This window comes from Thauera mechernichensis, assembly GCF_029588855.1.
GTDB lineage: Bacteria > Pseudomonadota > Gammaproteobacteria > Burkholderiales > Rhodocyclaceae > Thauera > Thauera mechernichensis.
The window spans coordinates 585,418-611,151 of sequence record NZ_JARQZE010000001.1 but is presented as its reverse complement, the minus strand read 5'-3'; the positions used below and the strand labels follow the sequence as shown (position 1 = coordinate 611,151).

The 25,734-nt window shown below is 67.2% G+C and carries 19 protein-coding genes; 9 read left to right on the top strand and 10 right to left on the bottom strand.

Annotated elements, in window-relative coordinates:
* Positions 1 to 23: 23 nt before the first annotated feature.
* Complete coding sequence (locus P7F68_RS02845) at positions 24 to 1,472, bottom strand: aminotransferase-like domain-containing protein (protein WP_270068496.1); 1,449 nt, start codon at positions 1,470 to 1,472, stop codon at positions 24 to 26.
* Positions 1,473 to 1,606: 134 nt separating this feature from the next.
* Between P7F68_RS02845 and P7F68_RS02840 the strand changes: the two genes are divergently transcribed.
* A complete protein-coding gene (locus P7F68_RS02840; protein WP_002925873.1) occupies positions 1,607 to 2,209 on the top strand; it encodes a LysE family translocator in 603 nt (200 codons plus the stop codon).
* 2 nt (positions 2,210 to 2,211) lie between these two features.
* Here P7F68_RS02840 and ggt read toward each other — a convergent pair whose 3' ends face one another.
* The 3 genes from ggt to P7F68_RS02825 all read right to left on the bottom strand — a co-directional run bounded on the left by ggt (position 2,212) and on the right by P7F68_RS02825 (position 6,868).
* Complete coding sequence (gene ggt / locus P7F68_RS02835; protein ID WP_277830517.1) at positions 2,212 to 3,951, bottom strand: gamma-glutamyltransferase; 1,740 nt, start codon at positions 3,949 to 3,951, stop codon at positions 2,212 to 2,214.
* 332 nt (positions 3,952 to 4,283) lie between these two features.
* A complete protein-coding gene (locus tag P7F68_RS02830) occupies positions 4,284 to 5,468 on the bottom strand; it encodes an acetate/propionate family kinase (RefSeq protein ID WP_002936366.1) in 1,185 nt (394 codons plus the stop codon).
* Entirely contained in the window at positions 5,465 to 6,868 is a 1,404-nt protein-coding gene (locus P7F68_RS02825; protein WP_002936368.1) for a bifunctional enoyl-CoA hydratase/phosphate acetyltransferase, read from the bottom strand. Before P7F68_RS02825 ends, P7F68_RS02830 begins: the two co-directional genes overlap by 4 nt.
* A 217-nt stretch (positions 6,869 to 7,085) precedes the next feature.
* Here P7F68_RS02825 and glmU point away from each other — a divergent pair, with 217 nt between their 5' ends.
* From glmU to P7F68_RS02810, 3 genes are all read left to right on the top strand, one after another.
* Positions 7,086 to 8,444, top strand: coding sequence for a bifunctional UDP-N-acetylglucosamine diphosphorylase/glucosamine-1-phosphate N-acetyltransferase GlmU (gene glmU, locus P7F68_RS02820; RefSeq protein WP_277830511.1), 1,359 nt, complete (start codon positions 7,086 to 7,088; stop codon positions 8,442 to 8,444).
* A 48-nt stretch (positions 8,445 to 8,492) separates the two neighbouring features.
* Positions 8,493 to 10,319, top strand: coding sequence for a glutamine--fructose-6-phosphate transaminase (isomerizing) (glmS, locus tag P7F68_RS02815; protein WP_002936371.1), 1,827 nt, complete (start codon positions 8,493 to 8,495; stop codon positions 10,317 to 10,319).
* Positions 10,320 to 10,842: 523 nt separating this feature from the next.
* A complete protein-coding gene (locus tag P7F68_RS02810) occupies positions 10,843 to 12,429 on the top strand; it encodes a hypothetical protein (RefSeq protein WP_277830509.1) in 1,587 nt (528 codons plus the stop codon).
* 916 nt (positions 12,430 to 13,345) lie between these two features.
* Here P7F68_RS02810 and P7F68_RS02805 read toward each other — a convergent pair.
* On the bottom strand, positions 13,346 to 14,239 hold the full coding sequence (locus P7F68_RS02805; RefSeq protein WP_277830507.1) for an MBL fold metallo-hydrolase: 894 nt from the start codon (positions 14,237 to 14,239) through the stop codon (positions 13,346 to 13,348).
* 106 nt (positions 14,240 to 14,345) lie between these two features.
* On the opposite strand from P7F68_RS02805, the gene P7F68_RS02800 reads away from it, so the two are divergent.
* Complete coding sequence (locus P7F68_RS02800) at positions 14,346 to 15,269, top strand: LysR family transcriptional regulator (RefSeq protein ID WP_002936375.1); 924 nt, start codon at positions 14,346 to 14,348, stop codon at positions 15,267 to 15,269.
* A gap of 131 nt (positions 15,270 to 15,400) precedes the next feature.
* Complete coding sequence (locus tag P7F68_RS02795; protein ID WP_002936376.1) at positions 15,401 to 16,681, top strand: GGDEF domain-containing protein; 1,281 nt, start codon at positions 15,401 to 15,403, stop codon at positions 16,679 to 16,681.
* 30 nt (positions 16,682 to 16,711) lie between these two features.
* Here P7F68_RS02795 and cadR read toward each other — a convergent pair whose 3' ends face one another.
* On the bottom strand, positions 16,712 to 17,146 hold the full coding sequence (gene cadR / locus P7F68_RS02790; RefSeq protein ID WP_002936377.1) for a Cd(II)/Pb(II)-responsive transcriptional regulator: 435 nt from the start codon (positions 17,144 to 17,146) through the stop codon (positions 16,712 to 16,714).
* 99 nt (positions 17,147 to 17,245) lie between these two features.
* Between cadR and P7F68_RS02785 the strand changes: the two genes are divergently transcribed.
* Positions 17,246 to 17,881, top strand: coding sequence for a cation efflux transmembrane domain-containing protein (locus tag P7F68_RS02785; protein ID WP_037982258.1), 636 nt, complete (start codon positions 17,246 to 17,248; stop codon positions 17,879 to 17,881).
* A 13-nt stretch (positions 17,882 to 17,894) separates the two neighbouring features.
* On the opposite strand, the gene chrA is transcribed toward P7F68_RS02785, so the two are convergent.
* On the bottom strand, positions 17,895 to 19,100 hold the full coding sequence (gene chrA, locus P7F68_RS02780; RefSeq protein WP_277830496.1) for a chromate efflux transporter: 1,206 nt from the start codon (positions 19,098 to 19,100) through the stop codon (positions 17,895 to 17,897).
* Between the two features lie 172 nt (positions 19,101 to 19,272).
* Between chrA and P7F68_RS02775 the strand changes: the two genes are divergently transcribed.
* Entirely contained in the window at positions 19,273 to 20,445 is a 1,173-nt protein-coding gene (locus P7F68_RS02775) for an NnrS family protein (protein ID WP_277830494.1), read from the top strand.
* Between the two features lie 316 nt (positions 20,446 to 20,761).
* Positions 20,762 to 21,349, top strand: a complete 588-nt coding sequence (petA, locus tag P7F68_RS02770; protein ID WP_002936390.1) for a ubiquinol-cytochrome c reductase iron-sulfur subunit — start codon at positions 20,762 to 20,764, stop codon at positions 21,347 to 21,349.
* Between the two features lie 106 nt (positions 21,350 to 21,455).
* On the opposite strand, the gene P7F68_RS02765 is transcribed toward petA, so the two are convergent.
* From P7F68_RS02765 to P7F68_RS02755, 3 genes are all read right to left on the bottom strand, one after another.
* On the bottom strand, positions 21,456 to 21,872 hold the full coding sequence (locus tag P7F68_RS02765; RefSeq protein ID WP_002925909.1) for a DsrE family protein: 417 nt from the start codon (positions 21,870 to 21,872) through the stop codon (positions 21,456 to 21,458).
* A 216-nt stretch (positions 21,873 to 22,088) separates the two neighbouring features.
* Positions 22,089 to 23,501 carry a PepSY domain-containing protein gene (locus P7F68_RS02760; protein ID WP_277830489.1) on the bottom strand — a complete coding sequence of 471 codons (1,413 nt, stop codon included), beginning with the start codon at positions 23,499 to 23,501 and terminating at the stop codon, positions 22,089 to 22,091.
* A gap of 1 nt (position 23,502) precedes the next feature.
* On the bottom strand, positions 23,503 to 25,599 hold the full coding sequence (locus tag P7F68_RS02755; RefSeq protein WP_277830487.1) for a TonB-dependent receptor: 2,097 nt from the start codon (positions 25,597 to 25,599) through the stop codon (positions 23,503 to 23,505).
* Positions 25,600 to 25,734: the final 135 nt, after the last annotated feature.

The window sequence follows — 25,734 nt, the reverse complement described above, 5'->3', positions numbered from 1 at the left end:
TCCAGGGAGGCAGGGCTTCCCGTTCAGCGTAGCTGCGCCCCCGCCAGCTCCCCCAGCGTCATCAGCGCGTGCACGTGGCGGTCGCTAAAGGGGTAGCAGCCCGACAGGCGCAGGTGGCGGGTGTAGCGGCCCGAGGGCGAGTACAGCTTGCCGGGCGTCATGCCGATGCCGCGGCGCAGGGCGAGGTCGAACAGGCGGTTGGTGTCGCAGCCCTCGGGCAGCTCCACCCACACCAGGAAGCCGCCGCTGGGCTGGGTGGCGCGCGTGCCGGCGGGAAAGGCGTCGTGGATCAGGCCGCGCAGGCGCTCGGTCTGCGCGGCATAGGTGCGGCGCAGACGGCGGATGTGCTGGGCGTAGCCGCCGCTTTCCAGGAAGCGCCCGATCGCTTCGCCGAGCAGGGCGGGCTGGGCCACCGACGAGCAGAACTTGAGCTCGGCCAGCTCGCGGCCGAAGCGTCCGCCTTCCATCCAGCCCACGCGCATGCCGGGCGCCAGCGTCTTGGTGTAGGACGCGCACACGATGATCCAGCCGTCGCGGTCGAAGGCCTTCGCGGTCGGCTGCAGCGGCGTGCTGAACTGCAGCTCGGCGTAGAGCGCGTCCTCGATCACCGGCACCTTGTAGGTGCGCGCCAGGTTGGCGAGCCGGCGCTTGTTGGCCGGGCTCATGCTGGTGCCCAGCGGGTTGTGCACGGTGGGCATGGTCACCACCACCTTTAATCGTCCTTCCGAAAGCAGCAATTCCAGCGCGTCGAGGGACAGCCCGCCCTCGGGATGGGTGGGGATCTCGATCGCCTTAAGGCCCAGGCGGTCGAGCAGTGGGATCAGGTTGAAATAGGTCGGCGACTCCAGGCCCACCGTGTCGCCTGCCCGGGTGGTGGCGTGCAGCGCCAGCTGCAGGGCTTCCATGCAGCCGTTGGTGAGCAGGATGGCGTCGGGCTGCAGCTGCATGCCGAGCTCGGTGGCGTGGCGGCAGATCTCGCGCCGCAGCAACAGCGGGCCCGGTGGCAGCGAATAGTCGGTGAGCAGCTCGGGGTGGCGGCGGGTGAGGTCGGCGACGATGCGGCCCAGCTTCTCGCCGGGATAGAAGTCGCTGCCCTTGGGGCAGGCGAGCGACAGGTCGATGGTGTCGGGGCGGGTCTGTGCGGCGAGCACGCTGGCGATCCGGCTCAGCACCGTGCTTTCGGCGGCGATCGCCGAGCTCGGCTCGGCGGCGGCGGCCTGCGGGGCGGGCGGTACGGCAAGCTGCGAGCGCACGAAGTAGCCTGATTGCGGACGCGCGTCGACCAGGCCGTTGGCCTCGAGCTGGCGGTAGGCGGCCAGTACCGTGTTGATGCTGATGCCGCGGCTGTTTGCCGCCTCGCGCACCGAAGGCAGGCGGGCGCCAGCGACCAGGCGGCCGTCGCGAATCGCTTCGCGCAACTCTTCGGTCAGCGTCTGATAGAGCGGGGTGGCAATGGCGGCGGGAGGGGGCACAGTAGGTTGGTTCTTTGATGGTTACAGTGCGTTCTGTCTTCGATCTGTAACCACTATAAAACTATTTCTCTGGACCTGTAACCTTAGTGCTGTCGTTCGTATAGTGATCTCCCGAAGCCCCCGAGGAGAACGCCATGATCGACCTGCCGCTGATGACCTACGTCGCCACGATGTCCGTTACCCCGGGACCCAACAACATCATGCTCGCCGCATCGGGGGTCAATTTCGGTTTCCGCCGCACGCTGCCGCACCTGCTTGGCGTCAGCGTCGGCAACAGTGTCCAGGTGCTGATCGTCGCCAGCGGCCTGGCCTGGGTGATGGCCTGGCTCGACGCCCTGCGCCTGCCACTGGTGGTGGTGGGCTGCACCTATCTGCTGTGGCTGGCGCTGCGCCAGGCGCGCGCGGGCCAGCCGGGGCGTGGCGGGCGTGTCGCGCCGCTCGGCTTCGTGGCAGCGGCGCTGTTCCAGTGGGTGAACCCGAAGGCGTGGATGATGGTGCTCAACATCGCCATCCTGTTCCTGCCGCGCGATGCCGACTGGAAAACGGCGGCAGGCCTGGCTCTGGTGTGCATGTCGGTGAACCTGCCCTGCATCACCGTGTGGGCGGTTGCCGGTGCGCGTCTGCGGGCCTGGCTGCAGCAGCCGGCTGCGCTGATGGTCTTCAACTACACGATGGCAGCGCTGCTCGCCGCGACCGCGCTGTGGATCGGCGCGGACGAGGCAAGGACGCTGCTCTAGGCCTAGTGCTTCTGCACGATCGCGCTGCCACCGCCGTGGCGCAGTGGTTCGCTGACTGCGGTGACCGTGCCATCGGCATTGAAGCGGATGCCGTTGGCGGCGCCGATCTGCTCGGTCTCGCGCCACTGGTGACCCATCGCCTCGAGCGCCCTGGCCTGTTCGCTGCCGGGGAACGGCAGCAGCGTCTCGACCAGGGTGGTGTCGCCATTGCGCTGGCTCATGCGCGGGGCGGCGAGCGCATCGGCCAGGCTCATGCCGAGGTCGATGTGGTTGACGATGGTCTGCAGCGCGGTGGTGATGATGGTGGAGCCGCCCGGCGAGCCGATGGTGAAGGCGGGCGCGCCGTCCTTCAATACGATGGTCGGGCTCATGCTCGAGCGCGGGCGCTTGAAGGCCTCTGGGACATTGGGGTGGGGGGCGCTGAAGTCGAAGTCTGTGAGCTCGTTGTTGAGCAGGAAGCCGCGCCCCGGCACGACGATGCCGCTGCCGCCCCAGTCCTCGATGGTGAAGGTGTAGGCGACGATGTTGCCCTCGCGGTCCGACACCGCCAGGTGCGTGGTGTGCATCGACTCCTGTGCCAGCGGCCGCGGCGTCGGGCGCAGCGGCACCGACAGGTCGTTCTGGAAGGCGTAGGGGTCGCCCTGTTCCACCTTGCCGGGCGCCGCCGTGGCGCTGATCAGACGGGCGCGCTCGCGCGCGTAGTCCTTCGACAACAAGCCTTCGAAGGGCACGTCGGTGAAGGCCTCGTCAGCCACGTAGGCATTGCGGTCGGCGAAGGCGAGTCGCGAGGCTTCCAGGTACAGGTGCTCGATCTCGGCGCGCGACTTGCCGCTGAGGTCGAAGCTTTCCATGATGTTCAGGGCCTGGGCGATGGCGATGCCGCCGCTCGAGGGCGTCGGCATGCCGAGGATCTCGTAGCCGCGGTAGCTCGAGCGCACCGGCTGGCGTAGCCGCGCCTCGTAGTCCTTGAGGTCGGCCATCGTCAGGCTGCCGGGGATGACCTCGACGCCCGGGTTGGCGGGCGGGTGGTTCACCGCCGCCACCATGCTGGCGGCGATCGGCCCTTCGTAGAAGGCCTTCACGCCGCCGCGCGCGATGTCGCGGTAGGTCTGCGCCAGCTCGGGGTTGCGATGCAGGCTGCCCACCGGCAGCGCCTTGCTGTCCTGCAGGTAAAGCGCCGATGCGGTGGAGAAGCGCGCGAACTTGGCTTCGTTGGCGGTGTTGATGCGATGGAAGTTGGGCCCGACCTCGAAGCCTTCCTCGGCGACGCGGATCGCCGGCGCCAGCACCTGCTCGAAGCCCATCGTGCCGTAGCGCGTCAGCGCCTCATGCCAGCCACGCACCGTTCCGGGCACGCCCACCGACAGGCCGTTGGGCACGGCGGCCTTCCAGTCCATTGCGCTGCCGTCGGCATTCAGGAACACCCCGGGGTGAAAGCTGGCGGGGGCGACCTCGCGGTGGTCGACGGCGATTACCCGGCGGTCCTTGGCCGAGTAGATGAGCATGAAGCCGCCGCCACCGATGCCGCAGCTGAAGGGGTCGGTGACGCCGAGCGTTGCCGCAGCGGCCACGGCCGCGTCGATCGCATTGCCGCCGGCGTTGAGGATCTCCATCGCCGCCAGGCTGGCGTGGTGGGAGATGGTGGCGACAGCGCCGCCGTGGCCGGTGTCGACCGGCTGCCTGGCCAGGGCGCCGAAGGCGGCCATCATGACCGCGGTGGCGAGAAGGGTACGTGCTCTCATGGTGCGCTCCGTCGTGCTGGGGTTCATGACGTTAGCACTATGTGCCCGGCTTGCCCAAGGCGGGAATACCCTGGCCGCGCATCGGCCCCTCAAAGGCTCGCGACTCGCGTCCCCCTGTAGGAGCGGCGCCAGCCGCGAGGGTTTGAAGGCGGATGAGGGTGGGTGGGCAGCCGAAGGAAGGCTCGCGACTTGCGTCGCTCCTACAGCCAACCCAGCGCGCGTCGCCCCCCTGTAGGAGCGGCGCCAACCGCGAGGGGTTGAAGGCGAAGACGATGGGGGCTGCCCGAAGAGCTCGCGGCTTGCGCCGCTCCTACAGGGGGGGGGCTGTGGGGTTACAGGCCCAGCGCCTGCGCGGTGTAGCGCGCGATCATGCGCTCTTCGTTGGTCGGCACCACGGCGACGGCGACGCGGCTGGTGGCGGTGTCGATGCGACGGGCATGGTCGGTGTTGGCGGCGGAATCGATCTCCACACCCATCCAGGCAGCCATGGCGCACACCTTCTCGCGCACTGCGGCGGCGTGTTCGCCGATGCCGCCGGTGAACACCAGCGCATCCAGCCCGCCTGCGGCCGCAGCCAGCGAGCCGAGTTCACGCGCGATGCGGTAGCAGAACAGATCCACCGCTTCCTGGGCCTCGGGGGCTTCGGAGGCGAGCAGGGTGCGCATGTCCTGGCTGATGCCCGATACGCCGAGCAGGCCTGATTCCTTGTAGAGCAAGCGGGTCAGCGCGCGCGCGTCCATGCCCTTTTCCTCCATGAGGTAGAGGAGCACGCCGGGGTCGATGCTGCCGCTGCGGGTGCCCATCATCAGGCCCTCGACCGCGGTGAAGCCCATCGTCGAAGCCACGCTCTTGCCGTCGCGCAGGGCGCACATCGAGGCGCCGTTACCCAGGTGGGCGATCACCACCGCGCCTTGGGCGCGCTCGCCGATCACTTCGGGCAGCTGGCGTGCCACGTAGTCGTAGGACAGGCCGTGGAAGCCGTAGCGCTTGATACCGCCCTTGGTCAGGCGGCGCGGCAAGGCGAAGGCCTGCGCGAGCGCGGGCTGGGTGCGATGGAAGGCGGTGTCGAAGCAGCCGACCTGGGGGATCGACGGCAGCAGCGCCGCGACCGCGTGGACCGCGCGCAGGTTGTGCGGCTGGTGCAGCGGAGCGAGGGGGACGAAGTCTTCCAGCTCTTCGAGCAGGCGCGCGTCGAGGACGACCGGCGCGCTGTAGCGCTCGCCGCCATGCACGATGCGATGACCGGCAGCGACGATGTCGAGCGCCGGATTGTGGCGGTTGAGCAAGCCGAAGACGTGCTCGAGCGCGTCGCGGTGCTGTTCGCCCTGGCTGCCGGCAGTGGCGACCGGTTCCTGGATGCGCTCGCCGGCGGCCGTCTTGAGCGTGACCTCGGGCGTGGCGCCGATGCCTTCGACCTGCCCCGACACCGCAGGTGCGAGTGCGACCTCGCCGTTGACCGGATAGAGCGCGAACTTGAGGCTCGACGAGCCTGCATTGAGAACGAGGACGGCTTTCATCGTGCCAGCGCCTCACGCTTCCTGTGTGCCATCAGCTGCACGACCGCGCACGACGCGGTACGCGTCTCGGCGGTGTCGGCGCGGCTGGTCAGCACGATGGGCACGCGTGCGCCGAGCACTACGCCGGCCATCAGCGCATTGGCCAGGTACTCGAGCTGCTTGGCCACCATGTTGCCGGATTCGAGGTCGGGCACGACCAGGATGTCGGCGTTGCCGGCGACGAGCGACTTGATGCCCTTGGTCTTGGCAGCGACCAGCGAAACGGCGTTGTCGAAGGCGAGCGGGCCGTCGAGCAGGCCGCCCTTGATCTGGCCGCGGTCGGCCATCTTGCACAGCGCGGCGGCGTCGATGGTCGAGCGGATCTTCGAGGTCACGGTCTCGACCGCCGACAGGATCGCCACCTTGGGTTCGGGCAGGCCGAGGATGTGGGCGAGCTCGATCGCGTTCTGGATGATGTCGACCTTATCCTCGAGCGTGGGCTCGATCATGATTGCGGCGTCGGTGATCATCAGCGGATGCGGGTAGGTCGGCACGTCGGCGAGGAAGACGTGGCTGATGCGGCGGCCGGTGCGCAGGTGCTTGATGACCTGGCTCATCATCTCGTCGGTGTGCAGCGAACCCTTCATCAGGGCTTCGGCGCCCCCGTCGCGGCACAGGGCCACGGCCGTCTCGGCGGAGGCGTGGCTGTGCGCGGTATCGACGATGCGAAGGCCCTTGAGGTCGATGCCGTGCTCTTCGGCCACGCTGCGGATGCGCGACTCGGGCCCGACCAGGATCGGGTCGACCAGGCCGGCCTGGGCTGCCTGCACCGGGCCGAGCAGGGACTCGCGGTCGCAGGGGTGGGCGACGGCGATCGGGATCGGCGCCAGCCCGGACGACACCGACAGCAGGTGGCGGTAGCGCAGCTCGCGGTCGGACACCGTGACCTCGGGCAGCACCACGCGCGGGCGGCGGATCTTCTCGGTCGGCGCCATCACCTCGGCCACGCCGTCGATCACCTTCAAGCCGTCCTGGTTCACCGCCAGGCAGTCGAAGACGATGTGGTGGTTGTGCTCGAACTTTTCCTTGCAGGTGACGCTGATCGTAAGCGTGTCGCCAATGGTGATCGGGCGCCAGAAGTTGAGCCCCTGCGACACATAGACGGTGCCTGGGCCGGGGAACTCGGTGCCGAGGATGGTGGAGATCAGCGTACTGCCCCACATGCTGTGGCCGACGACTTCGCGGAACTGGCTGGAGCGGGCGTATTCGAGGTCGACGTGGGTCGGGTTGACGTCGCCCGACATGGCCGCGAACAGGTGGATGTCCTCGGGGCGGAGCGTACGCACCAGGGTGGCGACGTCGCCGACCTGGATCTCGTCGAAGGTGCGGTTCTGGATGAACTCGGGGGCGGGAGCTTGCATGTCGGTTCTCTGTATCGTGTGCGTTACAACGCGCAATTCTAGGGGCTGTGTGCGGCGGGAATAAGACAAAAAACGATCAAATTGTGCAATGCGGCAATCAAAACGTGGTTTTGTTCCCAAAGTGGTATTTTTTGCTGATGCTCCATGCATTTGCTCACAGGTTGCGTTGCCGCGCACATGCTAAACTCCGCGCCAATTTGCCACCGTGGAATCTTCTATGGAAGTCGTCGTTCTCGCTGCCGGCCAAGGCAAGCGCATGCGCTCGGTCCTGCCCAAAGTCCTGCAACCCATTGCCGGCAAGCCGATGCTGGCGCATGTGCTCGATGCAGCCCGCACACTCGATGCCCAACGCATCTGCGTGGTCTATGGGCATGGCGGAGAAGTGGTGCGAGAGCGTCTCGATGCCCCCGACCTCGCCTGGGCGCGGCAGGCCCCGCAGCTGGGCACCGGTCATGCGGTGCAGCAAGCGCTGCCGCACCTGACCGACGGCGACATGGCGCTGGTGCTGTACGGCGACGTCCCCCTCATCGGCGTACCCACGCTGCGCCGCCTGGTCGAGGCCGCAGGCGATGCCCGTCTCGCCCTGCTCACGGTCGAGATGGACGACCCCACCGGCTACGGCCGCATCCTGCGCGACACCGACGGCCGCGTCACCCGCATCGTCGAGGAGAAGGACGCCAGCGCCGAGCAGCGCCGTGTGCGCGAGGTCAATACCGGCATCCTGGTCGCCCCCGTCGCCCGCCTGCGCGACTGGCTCGGCCGCATCGGCAACGACAACGCCCAGGGCGAGTACTACCTCACCGACATCATCGGCCTGGCCGTGGCCGACGGCGTGGATGTCGCCACGGTGCAGCCCGACGCCTTCGCCGAGACGCTCGGCGTCAATAACAAGGTGCAGCTCGCCGAGCTCGAGCGCATCCACCAGGGCAACATTGCCCGCCGCCTGATGGAAGAAGGCGCCACCCTGATCGACCCCGCACGCATCGACGTGCGCGGCACGCTTACGGTCGGGCGGGACGTCGAGATCGACGTCAATTGCGTCTTCGAAGGCACGGTCGAACTCGGCGACGGCGTGCGCATCGGCCCCAACTGCGTGGTGCGCAACGCCCGCGTCGGCGCCGGCACCCGGCTCGAACCCTTCAGCCACGTCGACAGCACCACCATGGGCCAGGCCTGCGTGATCGGGCCCTACGCCCGTACCCGCCCGGGCACCGTGCTCGGCAGTGACGTGCATCTGGGCAACTTCGTCGAGGTCAAGAACAGCGTCATCGCCGACCACTCCAAGGCCAACCACCTGGCGTACGTCGGTGACGCCGACGTCGGCAGCAAGGTCAACATCGGCGCTGGCACCATCACCTGCAACTACGATGGCGCCAACAAGCACCGCACCATCATCGAGGACGAGGTCTTCATCGGCTCCGACACCCAGCTCGTCGCGCCGGTACGCGTGGGTCGCGGCGCCACCCTCGGCGCCGGCACCACGCTGACCAAGGATGCACCTGCAGGGCAACTCACCGTGACCCGCGTCAAGCAGATCAGCCTGGAGTGGAAGCGCCCGGTCAAGCAACCGCGCTGAATCCGCCCCAAAAAACCAAAACGAACACCTCTTCAAGGAAGCCCTTCCATGTGTGGCATCGTCACTGCGATCGCGTCGAACAACGTCGTCCCTGTCCTGCTCGAAGGCCTGCGCAAGCTCGAATACCGCGGCTATGACTCCGCCGGCCTGGCCGTGCTCGCGGGCGAACTCACCCGCCTGCGCGCCTGCGGCCGCGTCGCCGAGCTCGCTGCGCTGGCCGATGCGCGCCAGCTCTCCGCCAACATCGGTATCGCCCACACGCGTTGGGCCACCCACGGCGTGCCCTCCGAGCGCAACGCCCACCCGCACATCTCGGGCGGCCTGGCGGTGGTGCACAACGGCATCATCGAGAACTTCGAGGCCATCAAGTCCGACCTGCAGGGCAAGGGCTACGTCTTCGAATCCGAGACCGACACCGAGGCCATCGCCCACCTCATCCACAGCAAGCTGCAGACCACGCCCGACCTCTTCGACGCCGTGCGTGCGGCCACCAACGAGCTCGTCGGCGCCTACGCCATCGGCGTGCTGGCCGAGGCCGAGACCGGGCGTGCCATCGTCGCCCGCCGCGGTTCGCCGCTGCTGCTGGGCGTGGGCGAAGACGGCATGTACGCCGCCTCCGACACCGCTGCACTGCTCCAGGTCACACGCAAGGTGGTGTACCTGGAAGACGGCGATCTCGCCGAGCTGCGCCGCGACAGCTACCGCATCGTGCTCGCCGACGGCACCCCGGTCGAGCGCGCGGTGCATCTGTCGAGCCTGTCGGCCGACGCCGTCGAGCTCGGCCAGTACCGCCACTACATGCAGAAGGAAATCTTCGAGCAGCCCCAGGCCCTGGCCAACACGCTCGAGCTGATCGGCGGCGGCGCCGGCATCACGCCGCAGCACTTCGGCGCGCGCGCGGCCGAGGTCTTCGACGGCGTGCGTCGCGTGCTCATCCTGGCCTGCGGTACCAGCTACCACGCCGGTCTGGTCGCACGCTACTGGATCGAGGCCATCGCCAAGCTGCCGGTCACCGTCGAGATCGCCAGCGAATACCGCTACCGCGAATCCGTGCCCGACGCCGACACCCTGGTCGTGGTCATCTCGCAGTCGGGCGAGACCGCCGACACCCTGGCCGCGCTCAAGCACGCCAAGGCGCTCGGCATGCAGCGCACGCTGGCGATCTGCAACGTACCCGAATCGGCCATCGTGCGCGAGACCGCGCTGCGCTTCATCACCCGCGCCGGCCCCGAGATCGGCGTCGCCTCCACCAAGGCCTTCACCACCCAGCTCGCCGCCTTTGCGCTGCTTACCCTGGCGCTGGCCAAGCTCAACGGCCGCCTCAGCGCCGAAGACGAAGAGCGCCGCCTGGCCGCCCTGCGCCACCTGCCCGTCGCCGTGCAGAAGGTGCTGGAGCTCGAGCCGGAGATCGAAAAGTGGGCCCAGCGCTTCGCCGGCAAGGAGCACGCGCTCTTCCTCGGCCGCGGCAGCCACTGGCCGATCGCCATGGAAGGTGCGCTCAAGCTCAAGGAGATCTCCTACATCCACGCCGAAGCCTACGCCGCCGGCGAGCTCAAGCACGGCCCGCTCGCGCTGGTGGACAAGGACATGCCGGTGATCGCCGTATCGCCCGCGGACGAACTGCTCGAGAAGCTCAAGTCCAACCTGCAGGAAGTCCGCGCCCGCGGCGGTGAGCTCTACGTGTTTGCCGACGCCGGCAGCGAGATCCCGGAATCCGAAGGCGTGCACATCCTGCACATGCCCGAGCACTACGGCATGCTGTCGCCCGTGCTGCACGTGATCCCGCTGCAGCTGCTGTCCTACCACGCCGCATTGGTCAAGGGTACGGATGTGGACAAGCCCCGGAACCTGGCGAAGTCGGTGACGGTGGAGTAAGCCGGCGGCGGGTGCGTGTGCTTTTGTTCCGCGCAAATAAAGTCGAAAACGCCTGGATGATGTCCGGGCGTTTTTGCTTGCGCGGTTGATCAGCCTCCTGGTCACCGAACGGCGCGTGCCTCACCGGGCGGGGGTGTTCTCTGACTGTGGGTGACATCGGTGGCCGGCGAGTGGTCGGCCTGATCACCAACGGCAGCTACTGAGCACTCAGCCCGACCTCACACATTCGGCCAGGACCGGTCACCTGATGCGGGTTGAACGAGTGCCCGGATCAGACTGAAAGCAGACGGAGGCCCGGTGCGATGCTGTTCGGCGAGATTGCCTGCGCCTGCGAGCCATTGCGCCGGGGCTCCTTCGCGCAGCGCAAAGAAAAAGGCCCTGCAACGCAGGGCCTTTAAGAAATGGGGGCTTGAGCCGGTTGGATTAAGCAGTTGAACTGCCGCTTCCGCTTGGGTCGCGCCCCGCCTAGACGGTGAGCCAACGCTTTCAACGCTTTGTTGGCAGATGAGGCACAATAAGCCCCATGCTCACATTTGTCAATCCACTCGAGAAGGTTGCCGCCGTAAGGCTCCTAGAGTTCCTGGCGGAGACGAAGCCTTGGTATCGGTCCTTGTGGGGCATTGGCGTTGTGTTGGCGATGGAGGAACTGCATGAAGCCTGTGCGGCCATGCGGCAAGGGCATTTGAGCGAAGCTGCGATCAGACGAATGGCCTCCTCTCTCCAGAGGCGGGTCGGGGTGCATCCTGGCTTTACTGATGCCGAGAAGCAGTTCCTTCGTCAGCAGCTGCAGCAGGTGCCCAGAGCCGACGGGGTGGCCCATTTCGGGATTCGCGAGCTCTCAGCTCGCGTCTCGTCGGACTATCTGACACGATGGGGAAGGGCCGTCACTGGCGGCAGGTTCACTGTCGAGCACTTCGCTCGCAGTGTTGCTGCTTACCTGCTCGATGCGGGGTTCGCCGGTCAATACCTACACAACTTCATAAAGGCTCGGCTCGACGCGCCGGAATTGATCTCCCTGTCGCAGCTTTGCGATGCGCTACAGGCGGAGATGTTAGCAAGCCCTCGACGGGAGTTTGAGGTCTTGCTGGCGTTCACTACCACTCCTGCACGGCTCAATGGCATACCCTCTTCATGGTTGCAGGGTGCGGCCATCATTGCTTGGTTGAAAGAGCACGGTTTCGACACGGCGGGGGTGCGCTCCCCTGTGGCGATGGTACTCAAGGTGCAAGCCAGAGATGCTTTTGGTGCGGCGAAGGCGGCACGAAATGAGGTTGACCGCTACGTTGCTCGGGCTTTGATCGCCACGGGCGAACCACTGAATTGCGTTCCGATGCTCTGGGTCAAAGGCAGCACCGCGCCTGCGCCCTTAAAAGAAGCCTCCCGCGGCGTAGGGGTGAAGGAACTCTTTCGCGAGGATCGCGTTTTTTCCACTGGTGCGAGCCAGAGCGTGGACGCCGCACTGGAGTTGCTGGCTCACTTGGAAGGAAGTTCTCCACCAGCAGCGGTCGCGGGCGGCTGGGCTGCTATCGAGGGGTTGCTTGCAGACCCGAACGACCGAGCCACTGCCGCGGATAATCTCGCCACATTAGTTACCTGCTCTTTCCCACGCGCTGAACTCACGGCATTGTCGTATCGCGCTCAGCAAACACATCCCGAGCAATGTCAAGAGCTTGAGGGCGCGCAGACCAATCGCGAGCGCTCTCGCATTCTTGCTACGATGATTGTCGACGGACGTATGCCGGAGATGTCCAGCGTGGCAGATCAAGCGGCGGCGGCTCGGCTGACGAAGCTACTCGCCAATCCAGGCCCTGAGCTGCAAACAATCCGAGAGGCAATTGGCGAGTCGTTTCACCGGCTGTACCGACAGCGTAACCTCATCCTACACGGGGCCAGGCTCGACAGCGTAGCGCTTACAGCCAGCCTGCGCACTGTAGCCAAGCTTGTTGGCGCAGGGATGGACCGCATTACGCATGGGCACTATGTCCAGAATCTAAAGCCGCTGGAGTTGGTCGCGAAGGCTAACTTGGCTCTCGCACTGGTCAGTCGGGAGTTGCCTCTGGGATGTGTAGATTTGCTTGAAGTCGGTGGCTCTACTGAGGACGGTAATTAATGACCGCTCTAAGACGCGAAGCGGGCGTCGAGGAGACTTCATCCAAAGGACCGTTACGGGTCGGTAGTTCCAGTTGGCAGGACGGAGAAGCCGCCGTTCGCCGTCGCCTGACGCTCGAACGGCGGGTGACCAGCACATTGCTGCCTGATTACGCCATCAAGCCACCGGTAGCTGAGGTCGAAGACAGGTCGTCGGTCGAAGTTGCAACTCGCGGGGGGCTTTCATGCGCCTTCCGTGCGCTCACCTTTTGTACGGCCTTGTCTTGGTAGAAGCGTCGCGCCTCGGCATCGACCGGTGCCACCCACCTGAAAATCGAGTGCCCATGCCCCTGATCCAACCCTTGAGCGAGCGCCGGTGCATCAGCTGTGATCGCTGGCATGGTCGGCGGCGGCCCGGCGACGCACCGGACACGGTCGAGGTCGCCTCCCCGACGGTACGCGGCGTCTGCATCGAGGGGCCGTGGCACCGCAGTCTGCGTGGCGTGCGTTCTGCCTGTGGGCAGTGGTTGCGCTGGCGTGAACTGTCGGCGCCCGTGGAAACACCCTCATCCGATTCCTGACTGCGCCGGGCCTTGCGCTGGATGACAACGCCCTGGCCGCATTCAGCGCAAACCGCAACCGCTCCGCCAGCGCGATCTCCCCGAGCTCGGCCCGCAAGGCAAAGCTCAGCAGGCCGGTACCGCAGCCATACTCGAGGGCGCGCATCGCCGAGCTGAGCGGAACCTCGCTTCGGATGCCGTGTGCAACAGCCTCTACCCGCGCGACCTTCATCGGGTCGGCATCCCAGGTGGCGGCGCTTTGGTCGAAGTGCGTGGTCGAGTTCATGGGGTGTGGGGAGAAGGTATCAGTGTGAGGGAGACATGATGGCAGATCTGTCCCGTGCCCGATTCGAGCGGAACGGGCACGGTGTCAGCCGATTACCACTGCATTTCGCCTTTGTTGACCTTGGCGCCGATGTCCAGCGCGATACTCAGGCCGGCCTGCGGATAGGCTATCGTCATCGCTTCGATCAGCTCGGCTGCGTTTGCAGCCTTGGTGGCTTCCGCGTCGAAGCGTTGCAGGTACTCGCGGGTGTAGCGGATGGCACTGGCGTCGAGTGTGCTGCCGGCGGTCATGTGGCCAGGGACGACCGTGACGGGGGCGAGCGCTTCGATCTCGTCGAGCTGGGCGAGCCAGGCTTGGCGTTCGGCGGGCTTCTGGGTGTCGGCGGTCCATACATGCAGATTGCCGAAGATCGCAATGTTGCCGGCGATGGTCCTGATCGACGGAATCCACACATAGGGGCGATGGGCCAGGTCGCCGGTCGTGCCGCGCACCTCGATGGTCTCGCCATCGACGCTCAGGGTGGTGCCCGGCAGCAGATCCGGCACGATGGGTTGCCGCGGGGCGTTGGGGCCCATCTTGGGGGCCCAGAAGGCGACTTTGGCGGGCAGCTTGGCCTGGATCTTCTTGCGTACGGCCGGGGTGGTCAGGACTTGCGCTTGCGGGAAGTGCTCCTTCAGCACTTCGGCACCGAAGTAGAAGTCGGGGTCGGCATTGCTGATGAGGATCGCTTTCAGCGTCCTGCCACTGTCGAGCACGTGGGCGGCAATGCGCAGCGCGTCGGCGCGGGTGAAGCCGCTGTCGATGACGACGGCTTCGCTCTTGCCGCTGACGACGACGGCATTGACGTGGAAGCTGTTGGCGCCGCCGTTGTAGGTCGTGATGGTGAGCGGGGCTGCGCCCTGGGCGCCGGCAGCGGATGAGGTGACGACGCCCAGCGCGAACAGGGTGGGCACGACGAAGCTGCTAAGGGGGCGGCTGTAGGACATGCGGGTCTCCTTGGGGGTTGGCAATGACTGCGGGGCGCACTTTATGTTTTGCAATGTGGTTGATAAAGTTCGTTTTGGTTGATTGTTTATTGCAAGGATCGATGGAATGGATCGCCTGACGGCGGTGCGCGTGTTTGTGGAGGTGGCCGATCGGGGCAGCCTGACGCAGGCGGCCGAGCATCTGGACATGTCCGCGGCCATGGTCAGCCGCTATCTCGCCGCGGTGGAGGGGTGGTTCGATGCCCGTTTGCTTCACCGGACGACGCGCAAGGTCAGCCTCACCGATGCGGGCCTGGCTGCATTGCCTTCCTGCCGGCAGATGCTCGACATCGCGGAGGAGGCGCGCCACATCGCAGCGCAGCGCAATCGCGAGCCCGCGGGTGTGCTGCGGGTGACGACCGCGGGTTCGTTTGCCGATGCGCAACTGACGGCGGCTTTGATCGAGTATCAGCAGCAGTACCCGCGGGTCGAGATCGTGCTGTCGGTGGCTGACAAGGCGACCGATCTGGTGGCCGAGCGCTTTGATCTGGCGGTACGCATCACCAACACGCTGGACCCGACGATGATCACCCGGCAACTGGCGCGCTGTCGCTCGCTGCTCTGCGCCTCACCCGACTACCTGCAGCGCCACGGTCTGCCGCGCAGTGCCGATGACTTGCGCCGGCACCGATGCATTGCGCATGCCTTCGGCATCGGCAAGCAGTACCGGCTGACGCGCAAGGACGGCGAGACCATTACCGTGCCGGTCAATTGGAGCTTCCACACCAACGAGACCGCCTTGCTGCGCCGTGCGGCGCTGTCTGGCGCCGGCATCGCGATGCTGCCGACCTACTATCTGGGTGACGACCTGCGCAGCGGCCGCCTGGTGCATCTGTTACCGGACCATGAGCCGGAGTCTCTGGGCATCCATGCGATCTATCTGTCACGCCAGCATCAGCCCTTGGCCCTGCGCATGCTGGTGGATTTTCTGGTGGCCCGCTTCGCCGGGGAAACGGCCCCGTGGGACCGGCTGCTCGGTGAGTGCTCCTGAGCGAGCGTACGCGGTCGGCGAACGCCTGCCGTCGTCCTGCGTGCGTTTGACATGCGGCGAAGCGCGCAGCCATACTTTCGACTCCGTTGCGGCGGCGCTCCCCGCCGCCGTGATCGCCTTCCAAGGACCCCATGCTCAAGGCCTTGCTCATTGATCCGTCGCGCTTCCAGCGCTCGGTGATCGAGTCGATTTTTCGTCGCCGGGATGTCGAGGTAGACATGGCCGACGGTGCGGTTGCCGGCCTGCAGGCGCTGGCCCAAGGGGGCTACAACATCCTGTGCTTCTCGCTCGAACTGGGTGACATGCGCGGCCCCGAGTTCTACCGCGAAGTCCGCAGGCGTCGGCTGGCAGAAGGGGTGCCCGCGCTGATGCTGGCGGCAACGCCGGACAAGCGGGTGTTTGACGATGCGATTGCTGCCGGGGTGACGGAGTGTTTTCCCAAGGCACGGCTCGATGAACTCGAGCAGTACATCGGGCAGTGGGAGCGCCGTTCGAACCGGCGCCTGTCCGGCCGCGTGCTGCTGGTCGAGGACAGCGACACCGCCGCCCAGTTCTGCAGCGAAGTCATGGAGAGGCTCGGGCTGGAAGTGTCGCGCTATCGCACCGCAGAGGAGGCGATTGCGACCTTGCCCCACGAGGACTACAGGATCGTTGTCACCGACTTCGTGCTCGAGGGACTGCAGACCGGGCTCTCGGTGATCCGCGCCGTGCGTGCGCTCCCGGGGCGCAAGGCCGAGTTGCCGATCCTGGCCTTGTCCGCGCTGGACAATGTCGCGCGCCGTGTGGAGATCCTGCGCGCGGGCGCCAACGATTTCGTCACCAAGCCAGTGGTGGCGGAGGAGCTGGCGGCCCGCCTGGGCAACCTGCTGACGTTGCGCATGCTGTTCGAGCAGCTGGCGGCGCAGCATGAACTGGTCAAGGAGATGGCGGTGCGCGATGCCTTGACCTCGCTGCACAACCGCCATCACCTCATGGCCGAGATGCCGCGCCTGCTGCTGGCGGCGCGCGAGAACGAGCAGCCGCTCACGCTGGTGGTCATCGATGTCGATCATTTCAAGCGCATCAATGACCACCATGGTCATACCCGCGGCGATGAGGTGCTTGTGGCCGTGGCTCGACTCCTGGCCGAGGCCGCGTCCGACGAGCAGTTGCTCGTGCGCTATGGCGGTGAAGAGTTCGTGTGTGTGCTGCTGGGCGCTACGCCCGCGCAGGCCGAAGACGATGCCGATCGCTTGCGCGAGCGCATTGCCTCTGCCTACCCGGCCGGCATCGAGGTGACGGCCAGCTTTGGCCTCGCCACGCTGCGCCCTGGCGAGACCTTCGATCAGTTGTTCTCCCGTGCCGATGAGGCGCTCTACGAGGCCAAGCGCAGCGGCCGAAACTGCGTCGTCAGCGCCGACAGCCTTTTCTGAGGCCGGTGGCGGGCGCCCTGGCAGCGTGTTTCAGTCCGTATGCCCGCCGTGGCATACGCACGCGTCACCGAGTGCGGGGGCTTCCAGTTCGTGCAGGATGCCGCAGTGCGCCGCGCGGTTGGGCGTGCCGCATTGGCTGCGCAGGGTGGTGAGCTGGCGTTCGAGCGTGCGCAGGCTGTCGAGGCGGGCGCGGACACGGGCGAGCTGGGTGTCGATCAGCGTATTGACCTCGGCGCATTCCGCTGCCGGGTCATCGACGAAGCGCAGCAGGCGTGCGACGTCGGCCAGCGTGATGTCCAGCGCCCTGCAGTGGCGGATGAAGGCCAGGCGCTCGAGGTGTGTGCCCGCATACACCCGATAGCCGTTGTCGCTGCGAGCCGGTGCTGGCAACAGCCCGATGCGCTCGTAGTAGCGGACGGTCTCGACCTCGACATGGGCCGCCTTGGCCAGTTCGCCGATCTTCATCGCTTGCCTCTCCTCGTCGCGACATCGCATCCGATCGCTTGACCCTGTAGCGGCTACAGGGTGTTTGATGCGCCTATCGTATACAAACAGGAGCGCGCCGTGGCTGGTTGTTGTTCTCATTCCACCTGCGATGCGGGTGCGGCAAGCCCGCGTTTCCGCCAGGCATTGTGGATTGCGCTGGGCGTCAATGCGGTGATGTTCGTGGTCGAGTTCGTCGCAGGTCTTGCTGTGGGGTCGGTTGCCCTGTGGGCCGACGCCCTCGACTTTGCCGGCGATGCAGCAAACTACGCGCTGTCGCTGATGGTGCTGTCGTGGGGGTTGCTGTGGCGGGCGCGCGCGGCCCTGCTCAAGGGGGTGGTGATGACCCTGTTCGGCGCAGCGGTCGTCGTGCGCGCCCTGTGGGCGTTCCAGCACGGCCTGGTGCCCGAGCCGCTGACCATGGGGGCGGTGGGTGTGCTCGCGTTGCTCGCGAATGCAGGTGTGGCGCTGCTGCTGTACCGTTTTCGCGGCGGCGATGCGAACATGCGCTCGGTGTGGCTGTGCAGTCGCAACGACGCGATCGGCAACCTGGCGGTCATCCTTGCCGCCGCAGGGGTGTTCGGCACCGGCAGCGGCCTTCCGGATCTGGTCGTGGCGCTGGTGATGTCCAGCCTCGCGCTGTGGTCGGGACTGGACATCATCAGGCATGCAAGGCGGGACATGGCTCATGCGCGCCAGGGGCAACCGGCGGGTTGAGGTCGAGGCGGTATCAGAGCAGCGCGCTCGCCGCCCAGCCGGCAAGGCCGCTGGCGGTCACGACCAGCCAGGGCGGCAGCTTCCAGAACAGCAGCGCCACCAGGGCCAGCAGCGCCAGCCCGAAGTCGGCCGGGCCGTGGATCGCGCTCGTCCACACCGGGTCGTAGAGCGCGGCAAGGAGGAGCCCGACCACGGCCGCGTTGATGCCCGCGAGGGCCGTCTGGGTGCGGGTGTTCCGGCGCAGGCGCTCCCAGAACGGCAAGGCGCCGACCACGAGCAGGAAGGACGGCGCGAAGATTGCGAGCAGGCAGATGAACGCCCCCAGCCAGCCGCTCGGGGCGTCGTTCGTCGAGGCGCCCAGGAAGGCCGCGAAGGTGAACAAGGGGCCGGGGACGGCTTGCGCCGCGCCGTAGCCGGCCAGGAAGCTGTCGCTCGCAACCCAGCCGTTGGGGACCACCGCGCTCTGCAGCAGGGGCAGGACGACATGGCCACCACCGAACACGAGCGCGCCCGCGCGGTAGAAGGCGTCGACCATCGCCATCGTCTGCGTCGGAAACAGTGCGCTCAGCATCGGCAGGCCGATGAGCAAGGCGGCGAAGAGGCCGAGCGCAAGCACGCCCGCCCGGCGCCCCACCGTGATCGGCAAGGCGTCCTGATGCGCAGCCTCGCGCGCCGGCAGCGCGACCAGGCCGATGGCAGCGGCCGCAGCGATCACGCCGACCTGCACCCACGCCGAGGGCAGCAGCAGCACGCAGCAAGTGGCCGCCGCCATCATGGTGACGCGCGCCGTGTCGGGGCACAGGCTGCGTGCCATGCCCCACACTGCCTGCGCCACCACCGCCACTGCGGCAATCTTGAGCCCCTGCAGCACACCAGGCGGGATGGCCTCGGCATGGGTGGCGATGCCTATTGCGAACAGCGTCAGCGCGATCGCCGACGGCAGGGTGAAGCCCGCCCAGGCTGCCAGTGCCCCGCCATAGCCCGCACGGCTGAGACCGAGCGCGATGCCGACCTGGCTGCTGGCCGGGCCGGGCAGGAACTGGCAGAGCGCGACCAGATCCGCATAGCTGCGCTCGCTCAGCCACTGGCGCCGGGTCACGAACTCGTCGCGGAAGTAGCCGATGTGTGCCACCGGGCCACCGAACGAGGTCAGGCCCAGGCGCAGGAACACCAGGAATACCGCCCAGGGGCCGCGATCGGGCCCTGCCATCTCGCGCATCGTTACGCCTCTTGGTACATGCCGGGAACGCGCAATCATAAGCGCGATGCTGCCGCGTGAATGTGACACTCGACGTCGCCAGCCGTGCGGCGCCATCGGCGGCGCGGGCGAAAGTCCGGCTATGCTTGCCGCCTGCCGGCCTTGAGGCCGGAACGAGCAGCGGGAATCATCCATGTTCAATGATCTGAGCCAGGCAGCGTTTCGTCCGTTCTTCCTGCTGGCCGGCGTCGCCGCCGTGGCCGGTGGGTTGTCGTGGCTGGCGCCTGGCGAGGATGCCGTGTTCGTCCACGTTCACCTCCTGCTCTTCGGCATGGGCGGTGCGGCGATGGCGGGCTACCTGCTGACGGCGCTGCCGAGCTGGACCGGCCGGCACCACCTGCCGGCGGCCGTGCTGTGGGTCTTGGTGGGCCTGTGGGGGCTGGGGCGCGCCGTCCTGCCCCTGGCGGGGCATCTGCCGGTGGTGGCGCAGGTGCTGCCGGGCGCTGCGTTCCACGTCCTGCTCGCGGCCTGGCTGGTACATGGCGTAGCCGGTGCCGGCATGTGGCGGCGTGTGCCGCTTGCGCTCGCGCCGCTTGGCCCCGGCATGGCTGAACAGTATCTGCTCGCGAGCCAGCGGGCGGGGGGCGGGGTGGGCGATGCCGGCCTGCTCGGGGTACTCGTCTTCGCCCTCCTGATGGTCGCGATCGGAGGGCGCGCGGTGCCCGCGTTCACCCGGGCAGGGCTGCGCCATCTCGGCCGTGCCGATAGCGTGCGTGCGCCGGACTGGCCGCAATGGGTATCGCTCGGCCTGCTGTCGGCGAGTCTTGCCATGGCGCTTGGCAAGGGTGCGGCTGGATGGGCGGGGGTGCTGCTGCTTTGTACCGGCGTCCTGCAGTTCATGCGCTGGCTGGGCTGGCGGCCGTGGCGGCTCGGCGGCCTGCCTGCCGTGTGGATGTTGCATGGCGCCTGGGTCTGGCTGGCGCTTGGGCTGGTGCTGCAGGGGGCGGCACTGCTTGGCTGGGCTTGGCCGGGGGGCCTGGGGCCGGGGACGGCCCTGCATGCCTTGACCATGGGGGCGATGGGCGGGATGTGCCTCGGTATCATGCTGCGCGCAGCAATGCTGCGCACGCGCAGCGGGCTTCAGCCGACCGGCATGCAGATGCTGGCTGCGGCCCTGGTGCTGGTCTCGCCCGTGCTGCGTCTTCAGCCCCTGTCCATGCTGGGCGATGCCTTGCGCCAGCCCGCGGTGTGCTGGTGCTTGGGCTGGGGGCTCTTCGTGTTCGCCATGTGGCCCGCCATGCGCGGCCCGGTCGTGCATCCGGTGCTGAGTGGCCTGCGCCCTCCGGCCGAGGTCGCTCACAGCTGAGGTTTTACAGACTGCCATGAGGGGCGAAATGGCAGCATGGGTGGCGTAGATCTGCCATCTGTGACGGGGTGCCATGACGACATGGAACCCGGAGATGCACCCGCATGCGGCGAACGCCCGCCTGTATGGAGACGATGCGGATAGGCACAGTGTTTGCTTATATAGTGATAGAGGCGGGGTCGAGTCGTGCTCACCAAAAGGATCGTTCCCCTCTGCGATCACCCCCCGTGGTGACGGCCGGCGCTGTCCTCCGGCCCCGCTTCCTTTTCAAGCGCGCAAGCCTGCGCCACTACACCGACCCCAGGAGACGCAGACCATGTCCGATACCCTCAAGGAGCGCCGTCGACTCCTCATTGCCACCTCCAGCGCCGGTGCGGTGGCCGCTGCTGCCACCGCCGTGCCCTTCATCGCCAGCCTGACCCCATCCGAGCGCGCACGCGCGGCCGGCGCGCCCGTCGAGGCCGACGTCGGCAAGCTCGCACCCGGCGAGATGATGACCGTGGAGTGGCGCGGCAAGCCGGTGTGGATCGTGCGACGCACGCCCGAGATGGTCGCGGGCCTCGAGGCCCATGAGGACCGTCTCGCAGATCCCGCGTCAGGTGAGGCGCAGCAGCCCGACTATGCCGCCAACCGCCATCGCTCGATCAACCCGGAATACCTGGTGGTGATCGGCATCTGCACCCATCTCGGCTGCTCGCCGTCGGACAAGTTCACGACGGGCGCGGCGAGCGGCATCGCCGCCGACTGGCCGGGGGGCTTCTTCTGCCCTTGCCACGGCTCGATCTTCGACCTCGCCGGGCGGGTCTTCCGCAGTCAGCCGGCGCCGACCAACCTCGAGATCCCGCCGCACAAATGGTTGTCGGCCAGCCTGGTGCTGATCGGCGAGGATGACGCGACGGCCTGAGCAGTGCGACCACGCCACTCGACAGCGCCGGCAACAGCCAGGCCGCGGTGGCGTCGAAGGCCGGGCCAACTGCGCGCTGGCACGGCCGCCTGGTACGAAAGGGCCTTTAGAAACCGATTACCTTGCGGTTCGGTTCCAGCAGGGCCGCGCCCATCTCTGCAGGCTTGGCCGCCTTGATGCCGTCCTTGAGGTCTTCCGCGGTCTTGCCGCTGTTGGGCAGGTAGAGCGCGCACACCGATGCGGTGGCGCCTTTCTTGAGCGCGGCGTCGAGCAGTTGCGCCGGCGTCACGTTGTTGGGCTTCAGTGCTTCGCCGCCCGCGTCCTTGAGCGCCAGGTCGCCGGCATGGTCGCAGAGCAGCACATGGACCTGCGCACCCTGCTCCTGCATCTGGTTGGTGAGCACCATGGCCATGCCCTGGGTCATGGTGCTTTGGGCGGTGAGTACCACGGTGACCGGCTGCTTGTCGGCGAGGGCAGCACTGGAAGCAAGCGCAATGGTGAGGGCGACGAGGGTCTTCTTCATGGTGAAACTCCTTTGCTGGGTGGTTAAGCGCTCATTAATATAAGCCAATACTAATTAATGGGCCAGGTTTTTGTATGACGGATGCGATGGCTCGAACGCCATGAAAGGCGCGCGCAACGGGCGCGCGGATGACATGCAGCAGCGCAGGAGAGGGGTGAGCAGAGCCGCTCCGGCGCCCCCAGGGGGCGGCCGGTGTCACGGCTGGCAGCAGCTGTGTCAGCGAACGAGCCGGCTCCAGGCGAGACGGCAGCCGGTGAGACAGAAACCGATGCCCAGCAGCGAGAGCACGATGATCAGTGCATCCCGGAGCAGGGGACGGGCGGCGAGGTAGGGGAAGTCAAGGCGATGCAGGCCCTGGTACAGCCAGCGCTGGGCGAAGTCGTGGCGGTTGCTGGTGTGTGCAACGTGGCCGCTGCGTGGCGAGATGTAGAGCACCGTGGCGGCTTCGTCCCCGAGTTCGACGCGTACCACGGGGAAGGTGCGCGGGTGGTGGCGCAGGGAGTAGTAGCGGCTGTCCGCCTCCGCTTGCCATGCGATGCGGGCGATGGTGATGCCCGGAATGGCTTGTAGCGCCTGATCGATGTCGGCCAGCGTGAGGCTGTCCTGCGCGGACTGGCCGTCGATGACGATGCGCGAACCCTGCGCCTGGCGGTCGACGCGCAGCGCATGGCCTCCCAGACCGCTCCATTCCAGCTCACGGCTGTCGGGCGCCGGCTGCGGCAGTGCGCCCAGCGTGGCGATGGCCGGTAGCGTGTTGCCGACGATCCGCTGTGGGCCGGATGCCAGGCCGAACGGCGCCATCGACAGCCAGCCACTGAGCAGCCAGCCGAGCAGGAAGAGCGTGCTTGCCATGCCCGCCAGGAGGTGCCATCGCTTCCAGGGATCGCGGTACGGTGTCATCCGGCCGCCGCTGTAACGGCGCTTGATGCGCAGGCGCTGCCAGCCAAGCCAGAAGCCGGTGGCCGTCAGCGCCAGGGCCAGGAAGCTCGCCCACAGCACCACGTTGCGCCACAGCGGGGTGTTCTGCCGCAAAGGCGTGACATAGATCCAGTGCGTCACGCTGCCGAGCCAGTTCCACGCGCGTTCGGCGGTGCTGGTGTCGAGTGCGATCTCGCTCGAGCGGGTGGACACATAGAAGTGGCGTCCGTCGCCAAGCTCGACGCGCCAGAACGGACGCAGGGCGTCGAAGCGGCGGTAGACGGTCCACTGATCGACCTCCACCGCGGCAACGCGGGCGACTTCGTGCCCGTCCGCCAAAGCCTGCACCAGGCGGCGTGCGGCCTCGGCGTCGGGCGCCGGCAGCACCGCCCCCGTGGCCGCATCGACCGCATGCCAGTGCTGCCCGGCGAGGATGCGGTAGGCCGGGCGGCCGTCGGCTGCGTTCAGCCGGATCGCCTGTGGCTGGCCTGGCAGGCCCAGGGCCTGCCAGGCGGCGGCAGGGGTGACGCGCACGCCTGCTGGGTCGAGCACAGGCAGCGCGGCCAGGCGCTCTGTCTGGTCAAGCTGCGGCCGGGCCACGAACAGCATGACCAGGCCGGAGACGAACCAGAGCAGCGCCATCAGGCCGAGCCCGACGCCCAGCCAGCGGTGTGCCAGATGCAGCCAGCGCGCAAGTCTGCCTTGGGTCATGTCAGAACTTCAGCTCGGCGACCAGCTCGAAGCGCCGCGGTTCGCCGAGGATGAGCTGGTTGTTGTAGGTGCGTGTCGCGTACACCTTGTCGGCGAGGTTCCGGCCGAGCAGGCGCAGCGTGGTGCGCGCATCCATCTGCCAGGCGATGCTCGCGTCCGCGACCGTATAGGCTCCAATTGCCAGCGAGTTGGCATTGTTGGCGTAGCTCTTGCCGACGTGGCGCAGCCCGACAGAGGTCTGTACCGCGCCGATGCGATAGTGGCCCCAAAGGTTGGCGACCAGGGTGGGTACGTTGGCGGGCACCTTGCCGGCCCGCGAGACCGCAACGCCGCCGACGCGTTCGTTGAACTCGGTGAACTCGGCCTGCAGGCGGGTGATGTTGCCCTCCAGGTGCAGGTTCTTCCACGGCGTGATCGCAGCAGCCAGCTCAACGCCTTGCGAGTACTGGCTGCCGCCCTGGATCGAAAGGGCCGAGTTGTCGGGGTCGCGGGTGATGATGTCGTCCTTGTCGATGCGGTAGAACGCGGCCGTCCACTCGCCGCGCCCGTCGGCCAGCCTTTGCTTGACGCCAACCTCGACCTGCTTGCCGCGGGTCAGCTTGAAGTCGGCGTTGGCAAGGTTGAGCGAGATCATCGATGTGACCGGGTCATGGCCGGTCGCGTAGTTCGCATACAGGCTGGTGTCGTGGCTAAGGAAGTGGGTGAGGCCGACACGCCAGGCGTTGCCCTTGAGCGTGCGGCTGAAGTCGGTGCCTGCCACCAGTTCGTCGCGGTCCACGCGGGCGCGGTCGTGGCGGAAGCCGGCGAGCACGAGCCAGCGCTCGCCGAGCTGCCAGGCGTCCTCGGCATAGAAGCCGTGCAGGGTCGATGCGGTATCGAACTTGGCCAGCGTCGGGTCGGGGCTGAGCCAGTTGCCGTGTTGCGGATCGCGGATGCTGACGTTCGACGACCCGCTGTAGGGTGAGTTGTTGATGTGGCGGAAGTCCACGCGGGCAGCCTCCCAGCCGACCACCGCGCGGTGTGCGCCGTGCTTCAGTGCTGCCTCGAGCCGGTTGCCGGTCTGTACCAGTTCGTGCTGGATATGCAGGTAGTCGCTGCGCTCCACCCGGTCGGCGGCGAGGTTGAGCCTGTAGTTCTCGATGTTCATCCAGCGCCGCTGCGACTCCAGGCGGTAGATCTCGTTGCTCAGCGCGATCCGCTCGTCGAGCTGCCAGTCGGCACGCGCACGCAGGCGGGTGTCCTCATAGCGGATCACGGCATCTGCGGCGTTGTAGTTCTCGCGCCTGAGCTCGGGCAGGATGCGGCCGTTGTCATGCGGCGTGCCCCAGTAGCGCTCGGGGTACTGCACGCTGTGGTCTGCGGTCAGGTCGATGCGCAGGTCGCTGCGGGGCTGCAGGCGCAGACGGTTCATGATCTTGCCGCCGTGCGAGTTGCCGAGGTCGCGGTAGCCGTCGATGTGGGTCCCGTAGGCATCGACGCGGTAGGACGCGATTTCGCCGAGTGCGCCGGTGGCGCCAAGGCCGAGCCGTTTAACGCCATCGCTGCCGGCGGCGACCATGAGCTCCTGCGCAGCAACGCGGCTGGGCTCCTTGCGTACGGCGTTGATGGTCGCCCCCACGGTGCCGCTGCCGAACACCACCGATGCCGGGCCGTGCAGCACTTCGACGCGTTCATAGCCCCAGGCGCTGCCTGGATAGTTCTGGGTGCCTGCCCCGGTCTGAATGCGTATGCCGTCTTCGGCGATGCCGACCGAGTTGGTGCCCGTGTAGCCGCGTGCCGAGAACGACAGGCCGCCGGTGCCGCCTGAGCCGATGTCCGTGATGCCGGTGGCGCGCGTGATGGCCTCGCGCACCTGGAAGTCGCCGCGCTCCTGCATCTGTGTGCTGTCCACGCTGCTTGTCGTGGCCGGCAGTTCGCGCGCGGCGACGCCCGTGCGGCTACCGGTGGTGCTCGGTTCGTCCAGGTACAGGCTGGGTGCGTCGCGGTTGGCGCTGACCTCGACCGGTGACAGCGTCACCTGCGCGAAGACCGGGGCATGAACGGCAAGCGCAATGGCTGCCGCAAGACGGGTGGGGGGAAAGCGGAATCGTTTTGCCATGTTGGAGGTCCGGTGCGGGCAGGGCGGATCTCCGACGGACAGGCGTGCGGCGCCATGCGCACGGACGCGCCGTGCGCTGCACTCGAGCCGTCAGGAAAACGAGCAAGTGAAATGGTGTGAGCCATGCCTCTTGTC

Coding starts and splice junctions, on each gene's coding strand:
- P7F68_RS02840 (WP_002925873.1), top strand. CDS start 1,607: ATGATCGACCTGCCGCTGATGACCTACGTCGCCACGATGTCCGTTACC.
- ggt (WP_277830517.1), bottom strand. CDS start 3,951: ATGAGAGCACGTACCCTTCTCGCCACCGCGGTCATGATGGCCGCCTTC.
- P7F68_RS02830 (WP_002936366.1), bottom strand. CDS start 5,468: ATGAAAGCCGTCCTCGTTCTCAATGCAGGCTCGTCGAGCCTCAAGTTC.
- P7F68_RS02825 (WP_002936368.1), bottom strand. CDS start 6,868: ATGCAAGCTCCCGCCCCCGAGTTCATCCAGAACCGCACCTTCGACGAG.
- glmU (WP_277830511.1), top strand. CDS start 7,086: ATGGAAGTCGTCGTTCTCGCTGCCGGCCAAGGCAAGCGCATGCGCTCG.
- glmS (WP_002936371.1), top strand. CDS start 8,493: ATGTGTGGCATCGTCACTGCGATCGCGTCGAACAACGTCGTCCCTGTC.
- P7F68_RS02810 (WP_277830509.1), top strand. CDS start 10,843: ATGCTCACATTTGTCAATCCACTCGAGAAGGTTGCCGCCGTAAGGCTC.
- P7F68_RS02805 (WP_277830507.1), bottom strand. CDS start 14,239: ATGTCCTACAGCCGCCCCCTTAGCAGCTTCGTCGTGCCCACCCTGTTC.
- P7F68_RS02800 (WP_002936375.1), top strand. CDS start 14,346: ATGGATCGCCTGACGGCGGTGCGCGTGTTTGTGGAGGTGGCCGATCGG.
- P7F68_RS02795 (WP_002936376.1), top strand. CDS start 15,401: ATGCTCAAGGCCTTGCTCATTGATCCGTCGCGCTTCCAGCGCTCGGTG.
- cadR (WP_002936377.1), bottom strand. CDS start 17,146: ATGAAGATCGGCGAACTGGCCAAGGCGGCCCATGTCGAGGTCGAGACC.
- chrA (WP_277830496.1), bottom strand. CDS start 19,100: ATGCGCGAGATGGCAGGGCCCGATCGCGGCCCCTGGGCGGTATTCCTG.
- P7F68_RS02775 (WP_277830494.1), top strand. CDS start 19,273: ATGTTCAATGATCTGAGCCAGGCAGCGTTTCGTCCGTTCTTCCTGCTG.
- petA (WP_002936390.1), top strand. CDS start 20,762: ATGTCCGATACCCTCAAGGAGCGCCGTCGACTCCTCATTGCCACCTCC.
- P7F68_RS02765 (WP_002925909.1), bottom strand. CDS start 21,872: ATGAAGAAGACCCTCGTCGCCCTCACCATTGCGCTTGCTTCCAGTGCT.
- P7F68_RS02760 (WP_277830489.1), bottom strand. CDS start 23,501: ATGACCCAAGGCAGACTTGCGCGCTGGCTGCATCTGGCACACCGCTGG.
- P7F68_RS02755 (WP_277830487.1), bottom strand. CDS start 25,599: ATGGCAAAACGATTCCGCTTTCCCCCCACCCGTCTTGCGGCAGCCATT.